The following is a 6,937-nucleotide window of genomic DNA, read 5'->3' on the forward strand; positions in this document are numbered from 1 at the left end:
ATAGGCTCCGGCCGACCAGCGTCCGGCCGACACGGGCTTTATGCGAAGGAAATCGAGCCGAGGCAAAGTCGATTTCCGTCGTCACTCATAACATCGGGCTATAGGCGGCGCCGTGCTCAACTTCCGACAGCTCGAAATCTTTCGCGCCGTGATGATCGCTCGCACCGTGAGCGGCGCCGCGCGCATGCTGAACACCTCCCAGCCCGGCCTGAGCCGCATGCTGCGCCACATGGAGGACCGGCTCGGCTTCCTGCTCTTCGACCGGGCCGGCGGCCGGCTGACGCCGACGCAGGAGGCCAAGCTGCTGTTCTCGGAAGCCGAGCGCGTCCACAAGGGGCTGGAGACCCTGCACCAGTTCATCGACCAGATGGCGCAGGGCACGGACGACATGTTCCGGGTAGGGGCCTCCCCTTCGCTCGGCCACTCCATCGTCCCGAAGATCCTCAAGGTCCTGAGCGGGCACTTCCCCCGCCTCGTCGTCCAGGTCGACATCCTCTCCGTCGACCAGGTCCCCGAGTACCTGGGCGTGCAGACCGGCGAGTACACGCTCGCGGTGTTCCCGGTGGACCACCCCAACGTCGAATCCGAGCGGATCGGCAGCGGCGCGATGGTCTGCGTCGTCCCCTCGGACCACCCCTGGGCCTCCCGCCGCCGCATCGGCTTGCGGGACCTTGTGGGACAGCCGCTGGTGTCCTTCCGCAGCGACACGCCGCACGGCCGGGTGATCGCCGGCATGTACGCACAGGCCGGGCTCGCGCCGGAAATCTCCACCTTCGTCCGCTTCGCCGAGACCGCCTGCGCCTTCGTGCGCAACGGCTTCGGCGTCACCCTCGTCGACGCGTTCACCGCCCGCGCCTGCCTGGGCGGCACGGCGATCCTAGAGGTCGAGGAGGCCGGCGAGATGCCGGTCTACCTGCACCGCAACCGCCTCGCGGCGCGCTCCCGCATGAGCGACGTGTTCGAGGCCGAGGCGCGCCGCCACGCGCGCTGCATATAACACCGCGTCATGGGCGGGCGCGCTTTAAGCATTGGCTATCGCATCGTTCGACAACTAGAGCTCTCTCAAGAGAAATTCACGGTTTCCCATGTGGAAATAGCCGATCCACGATGCGTTCAGGTCCATGAGGGCGAAGTGCGCACGACACGCGCATGGCTCGATCGGGGCTACGAACGGCTTCGCGCCTGCTCCGGCCCGGGCGTGTTGCCTGGGCAAGAATGTGAGATCGTATTCGATATTCACGCGGACTGGGTCCGCACCTTTCACGATAGGGCAAGTCTATCATCTTGCTCGGGAAGTGGCTTGAACGGAAACTGGCGCCATGCCCCCTTGGGGTTCGCGGTTTCACCGCCGCCTGGACCGCACCCGCCGCGCCGGTTGCCGGGACGGCGATGCTGATCGAAGGGCCCGCCAGAACCGCTCAAGCGGCCGGGGCAGAAGAGGATTTCGGGGATGGAGACAGTGACGGACGACGACCACCGGGAATTCCTGCAGCGCGACCGCGGCGTGCACCCCCCCGCCTTCACCCCGGACTACAAGACCAGCGTGCTGCGCTCGCCCCGCCGTGCCCTGCTCTCCCTCCAGAACTCCCTTTCGGAAGTCACCGGCCCGACCTTCGGCCACAGTGAGATCGGCGAACTCGACAACGACCTGATCCGCAACTACGCCCATGACGGCCAGCCGATCGGCGAGCGGTGCATCGTGCACGGGCGGGTGCGGGACGAGAACGGGCGCGGAATTCCCCAAACCCTCGTGGAGTTCTGGCAGGCCAATGCCGGGGGGCGCTACCGCCACCGCAACGACCACTACCTTGCCCCGATCGACCCCAATTTCGGCGGCTGCGGCCGGACGCTCACGGACGCGCAGGGCAACTACGTCTTCCGCACGATCAAACCCGGCCCCTATCCGTGGCGCAACTTCCTCAATTCCTGGCGCCCGGCCCACATCCACTTCTCGGTGTTCGGATCGGGCTTCGCCCAGCGCCTGATCACGCAGATGTACTTCGAGGGCGACCCGCTGATCTGGCGCGACCCGATGGTACTCGGCATCCCCGACCGTGCGGCGGCCGAGCGCCTGATCGCGCCCTTGGACATGAACGCGGCGATCCCCCTCGACATGCTGGCCTACCGCTTCGACATCACCCTGCGCGGCCGGCAATCGACCGTCTTCGAGAACAAGCTTCAGGGGAATTGAGCATGGTCCAGCCCCTGCCCGAGACATTCCGCGAGACCCCGTCCCAGACGGCGGGCCCCTACGTGCATATCGGCCTGATCCCGCAGCAGGCCGGCTTCGACATCTTCGAGACCAACTTCTCGAACGTGGTCGCCGGCCCCGACGCGACGGGCGAGCCCATCCGCGTCGAGGGCCGCGTCTTCGACGGCGCGGGCGAGCCCGTGCGCGACGTGCTGATCGAGGTCTGGCAGGCCAACGCCGCCGGGCGCTACGCCCACCCGGCCGACCGGCAGCCCGGCAAGGAGGCGGACCCGCACTTCCGCGGCTGGGGACGCACCGGCTCCGATTTCGAGACGGGACTGTGGTTCTTCGACACCGTCAAGCCGGGCATCGTCTCCGGCCGGCACGGGCGCCCGATGGCGCCCCACCTCAACCTCTGGATCGTCGCCCGCGGCATCAATACCGGGCTCCAGACCCGGCTCTACTTTTCCGACGAGGAGGCCGCCAACGCCGCCGACCCGGTCCTGAACCTAATCGAGCAGAAAAGCCGCCGCCAGACCCTGATCGCCCGGCGCGAGACCCGCGACGGGCGCGGCGTCTACGTCCTCGACATCCATCTCCAGGGCGAAGCCGAGACCGTGTTCTTCGACGTCTGAGCGGGGCGTCCGGCCGCTCGTGCCCGGACGTTCCGACCCTAACTGCATCGGGGGGGACGGCGCGCGCCGGATCACCCCGGCAAAAAGCAATCGGCCGCAGGCCGCGGAGGAAACACGATGCCCCCATCCGATGCGAACGCGCCCGTTGTGATCGCGGTGGCGATCACCGGCTCGGTGCCGCGCAAGAAGGACAACCCGGCAGTGCCGATCACCGTGCCGGAGCAGATCGAGTCGACCCACGCGGCGTTCGAGGCGGGGGCGACGCTCGCCCACATCCACGTGCGCAACGACGACGAAAGCTCCTCCTCCGACCCGGACAAGTTCGCGGCCGTGCAGGAGGGCCTGCGCAAGCACTGCCCCGGCCTGATCGTGCAGTTCTCCACCGGAGGCCGCGGGCGCGATCCGGCCAGCCGCGGCCTGTCCCTCAAGCACCGGCCCGACATGGCCTCGCTCTCGACCGGCTCGGTCAACTTCCCGACCATCGTCTACGAGAACCACGCCACCCTGGTGAACGACCTCGCGGGCCAGATGAAGCAGTTCGGCGTGCGGCCCGAGATCGAGATCTTCGATCTCTCCCACCTGCATGGGGCGAGGCGCCTGGTCGATGCCGGGCTGATCGACGCGCGGCCGCACGTGCAGTTCGTCATGGGCGTGCAGAACGCCATGCCGGCCGACGCGCACCTCCTCGACATCCTGCTCGCCGAGACGCGGCGCATCCTGCCCGAGGCGACCTGGACGGCGGCCGGGATCGGGCGCAACCAGGCCCAGGTGATGGACTGGGCGCTGGCCCGTGGCGCGAACGCGGTGCGCACCGGCCTCGAGGACAACATCCGCATCTCCAAGGACCGCCTGGCGGCGAGCAATGCCGAGCTGGTGAGTCTCGCCGCCGAGACGGTCGCCCGTCACGGGCGCCGCGTCGCCACCCCGCCGGAGGCGCGCGCCGCCCTCGGGCTGGCGGCCTGAACCGGATACGGGAGCGCGATCCGGATGGCCTTCTCGTCCCTCGATTCGGCGCTGCTCGGGCCGCTCTTCGCGACCGAGCCGATGCGCGCCGTCTTCGCGGACGAGGCGCGGGTGGCGGCCATGCTGCGGGCGGAAGCCGCCCTGGCGCGGGCGCAAGGCGCGCTCGGCCTCGTGCCCGCCGCGCTCCCCGAGGCCCTGGAGGCCCTCCCGCCCGGCACCCTCGACCCGGCGGTTCTGGGCCAGAGGACCGCTTTGTCCGGCGTTCCCGTCATCCCCTTCGTGAAGGCGGTGCAGAAGGCGCTGCCGCCCGAACTGGAGGCCGCCTTCCACAAGGGCGCGACCACCCAGGACATCGCCGACACGGGCCTCGTGCTGCAACTGCGCGAGGCCTTCGCCCTCGTGGAGGCGGAACTTCCGCCGATCGTGGCGGGGCTCGCTGCCCTCGCGGCCCGGCACCGGGAGACCCCGTGCGTCGGGCGCACCTACGGCCAGCAGGCGGCCCCCGTCAGCTTCGGCTACAAGGCGGCGATCTGGGGGCTCGGGATCGCCGAGGTCGCGGCCCGGGCGCCGCAGGTGCGGGCGCGCATGCTCACAGCCTCGCTGGGCGGTCCTGTGGGCACGCTGGCGGGACTGGGCGCGCAGGCCGAGGCGGTGGCGGCGGGCTTCGCCGACGCCTGCGGCCTCGGGTACGATCCTGTGGTGTGGCACACCCGCCGGGCGCGCGTCGCCGAGACCGGGGCGTGGCTCGCCCAGTTGATGGGGAGCCTGGCCAAGTTCGCCACCGACGTGGTGTCGCTCGCCTCGACGGAGGTGGGCGAGGTCGCCGAGCCGCACGTGCCCGGCCGCGGCGGCTCCTCAGCGATGCCGCACAAGCGCAACCCCGTCGGCGCCACCATCATCCTCGCGGCCTTCACAGCGGCCAAGGGCCATGCCGCGACGCTGCTCGACGCGATGCCGGCGGCCCACGAGCGCCCGGCCGGGCCGTGGCACGCCGAGTGGCACGCCCTGCCCCAGCTCTTCGGGCTGGCTTCCGGAGCCTTGCGCGAGGCACGCACCCTCGCCGAAGGGCTCGGCGTCGATGCGGCGCGGATGCGGGCCAACCTCGATATCACCCACGGCCTTCTCTTCGCCGATTCCTGCGCCGCCCGGCTCTCGCCGCGCCTCGGGGCGGCAACCGCCCACGGTCTCGTCGAGAAGGCCGCCGGCCGCATGCGCGACGGCGGGGATTCACTGCGCGCGGTCCTGGAGGCGATGCCGGAGACGGCGGGCACCGACCTCGCCTCCGCCTTCGACCTCGCACCCGCGCTCGCCGCGGCCGCGCGCGTCACCGACCGGGCCCTCGCCGAGATGGGACGCCTCGTCCCGGCGGCCGTGCCATCCCCGACATCCGCTGCCGGATACGCGTCCCCATGCCCCTGATCTGCGTCGACGGCACCGATCTGAACTACGACCTCTCGGGCCCCTCCGGTGCGCCGGTCGTGGCCTTCTCGAACTCGCTCGGCACCACGCTCGCGATGTGGGACGCCGTGGTGCCGGCCCTGCGCGGGCGCTACCGCATCCTGCGCTACGACACCCGCGGCCACGGCGGCTCGGCCACGCGGCACGAGCCCGCCTCCATCGGCGATCTGGCCGGCGACCTCCTCGGGCTGATCGACGCCCTCGGGATCGGGAAGGTTCATCTCGTCGGCCTGTCGCTCGGCGGCATGACGGTGCAGGCCCTGGCGAGCGCGGAACCGGCACGCGTCCTCAGCCTGACGCTGATGGCGACCGCCGCCTATCTGCCGAGCGAGGCGAGCTGGAACGAGCGGGCCGCCCTGGTCCGGGCGGAGGGGACCGCTTCCATCGTCGAGGCGACGATGGGGCGCTGGTTCTCGCCGGGCTTCGCCGAACGGGCGCCCGATTTGGTCGGGCCGGTGCGCGCGGCCTTCAGCGCCAGCGACCGGGCGGGTTACGCGATCTGCTGCGAGGCCATCGGGCAGATGGACCTGCGGCCCGTCCTGCGCTGGATCACGGCGCCGACCCTCGTCATCGCCGGGCGCGACGACCCGGCCACGCCGCCTGCCATGGCCGAGGAGATCTGCGAGGGCATCCGCCGGGCCGAACTCGTCGTGCTGCCGCGGGCGGCCCACCTGCTCGCCGTGGAGCGGGCGGACGCGGCCGGCACCTATCTCCTCCAGTTCCTCGACCGGCACCGGACGGGACAGGCCACCACCGGCGCCGTGCCTTTTGAGCGCGGCGTCGAGAACCGCAAGAGCGTCCTGGGTGCGGCCCACGTGGAGCGCTCGCTGGCCAATGCCGGCGCCTTCGCGCAGCCGTGGCAGGACTTCATCACCCGCACAGCCTGGGGCGAGGTCTGGGGCGACACCCGCCTGCCCTGGAAGACCCGCTCCCTGGTGACCCTGGCGATGATGGTCGCCTTCGGGCGCGAGGAGGAGTTCAAGCTTCACGTGCGCCCGGCGCTTCGCAACGGGGTCGACCTCGGCGAGTTCCAGGCGCTCCTGCTCCAGACCGCGATCTACGCCGGCGTGCCGGCCGCCAACGGCGCCTTCCGCTGGGTGCGCGAGGTCCTGGGCGACGAACTCGACGGCAACGGAAAGGACTGAGGCATGAAGAAGGTTCACCCCGATCCCACCGCGGCGCTCGCCGGGTTGCTGCGCGACGGGATGATGCTGATGTGCGGGGGCTTCGGCCTCTGCGGCATCCCGGACGCGCTGATCGAGGCGGTGCGCGCCTCGGGCGTCAAGGGCCTCACCATCGTCTCGAACAACGCCGGCATCGACGGGGTGGGCCTGGGCAAGCTGCTGGAAACCCGGCAGGTCGCCAGGATGATCTCGTCCTACGTCGGCGAGAACAAGGAATTCGCCCGGCAGTATCTCGGGGGCGAGTTGGAGATCGAGTTCAACCCGCAGGGCACGCTGGCCGAGCGCATCCGCGCCGGGGGCGCGGGCATCCCGGCCTTCTTCACCAGGACCGGCGTCGGCACCAAGGTGGCCGAGGGCAAGGAGGTGCGGGAGTTCGACGGCGAGCAATACGTGATGGAGCGCGGGCTGTTTGCCGACATCGCCCTGGTCCACGCCCATACCGGCGACACCGAGGGCAACCTCGCCTACCGGATGACGGCGCGCAACTTCAACCCGATGATGGCCAC

Annotated in this window: 7 protein-coding genes; all 7 read left to right on the plus strand. The window is 70.7% G+C overall.

From position 1 onward, the window contains the following. Positions 1 to 112 precede the first annotated feature (112 nt). Complete coding sequence (locus COGEMETH_RS08440) at positions 113 to 997, plus strand: LysR substrate-binding domain-containing protein (RefSeq protein ID WP_238182156.1); 885 nt, start codon at positions 113 to 115, stop codon at positions 995 to 997. Between the two features lie 453 nt (positions 998 to 1,450). After that, entirely contained in the window at positions 1,451 to 2,191 is a 741-nt protein-coding gene (gene pcaH / locus COGEMETH_RS08445; RefSeq protein WP_238182157.1) for a protocatechuate 3,4-dioxygenase subunit beta, read from the plus strand. A gap of 2 nt (positions 2,192 to 2,193) precedes the next feature. Continuing rightward, positions 2,194 to 2,826, plus strand: a complete 633-nt coding sequence (gene pcaG / locus COGEMETH_RS08450) for a protocatechuate 3,4-dioxygenase subunit alpha (RefSeq protein WP_238182158.1) — start codon at positions 2,194 to 2,196, stop codon at positions 2,824 to 2,826. 117 nt (positions 2,827 to 2,943) lie between these two features. Then, entirely contained in the window at positions 2,944 to 3,789 is an 846-nt protein-coding gene (locus COGEMETH_RS08455) for a 3-oxoadipate:acetyl-CoA acetyltransferase (protein ID WP_238182159.1), read from the plus strand. 24 nt (positions 3,790 to 3,813) lie between these two features. Next, positions 3,814 to 5,208 carry a class-II fumarase/aspartase family protein gene (locus COGEMETH_RS08460; protein ID WP_238182160.1) on the plus strand — a complete coding sequence of 465 codons (1,395 nt, stop codon included), beginning with the start codon at positions 3,814 to 3,816 and terminating at the stop codon, positions 5,206 to 5,208. Continuing rightward, positions 5,199 to 6,392: a bifunctional 3-oxoadipate enol-lactonase/4-carboxymuconolactone decarboxylase PcaDC gene (gene pcaDC, locus COGEMETH_RS08465; protein ID WP_238182161.1), complete on the plus strand. Its 1,194-nt coding sequence runs from the start codon at positions 5,199 to 5,201 to the stop codon at positions 6,390 to 6,392. Before COGEMETH_RS08460 ends, pcaDC begins: the two co-directional genes overlap by 10 nt. A gap of 3 nt (positions 6,393 to 6,395) precedes the next feature. Then, positions 6,396 to 6,937: CoA transferase subunit A (locus COGEMETH_RS08470; protein ID WP_238182162.1), on the plus strand; the 542-nt coding region annotated here is incomplete at its 3' end.

Source organism: Methylobacterium trifolii, assembly GCF_022179685.1.
Lineage (GTDB): Bacteria > Pseudomonadota > Alphaproteobacteria > Rhizobiales > Beijerinckiaceae > Methylobacterium > Methylobacterium trifolii.

What these genes read in the sequence shown, in the direction of transcription:
- pcaDC (WP_238182161.1), top strand. Translation starts at nt 5,199, where the DNA reads ATGCCCCTGATCTGCGTCGACGGCACCGATCTGAACTACGACCTCTCG.
- pcaH (WP_238182157.1), top strand. Translation starts at nt 1,451, where the DNA reads ATGGAGACAGTGACGGACGACGACCACCGGGAATTCCTGCAGCGCGAC.
- COGEMETH_RS08460 (WP_238182160.1), top strand. Translation starts at nt 3,814, where the DNA reads ATGGCCTTCTCGTCCCTCGATTCGGCGCTGCTCGGGCCGCTCTTCGCG.
- pcaG (WP_238182158.1), top strand. Translation starts at nt 2,194, where the DNA reads ATGGTCCAGCCCCTGCCCGAGACATTCCGCGAGACCCCGTCCCAGACG.
- COGEMETH_RS08455 (WP_238182159.1), top strand. Translation starts at nt 2,944, where the DNA reads ATGCCCCCATCCGATGCGAACGCGCCCGTTGTGATCGCGGTGGCGATC.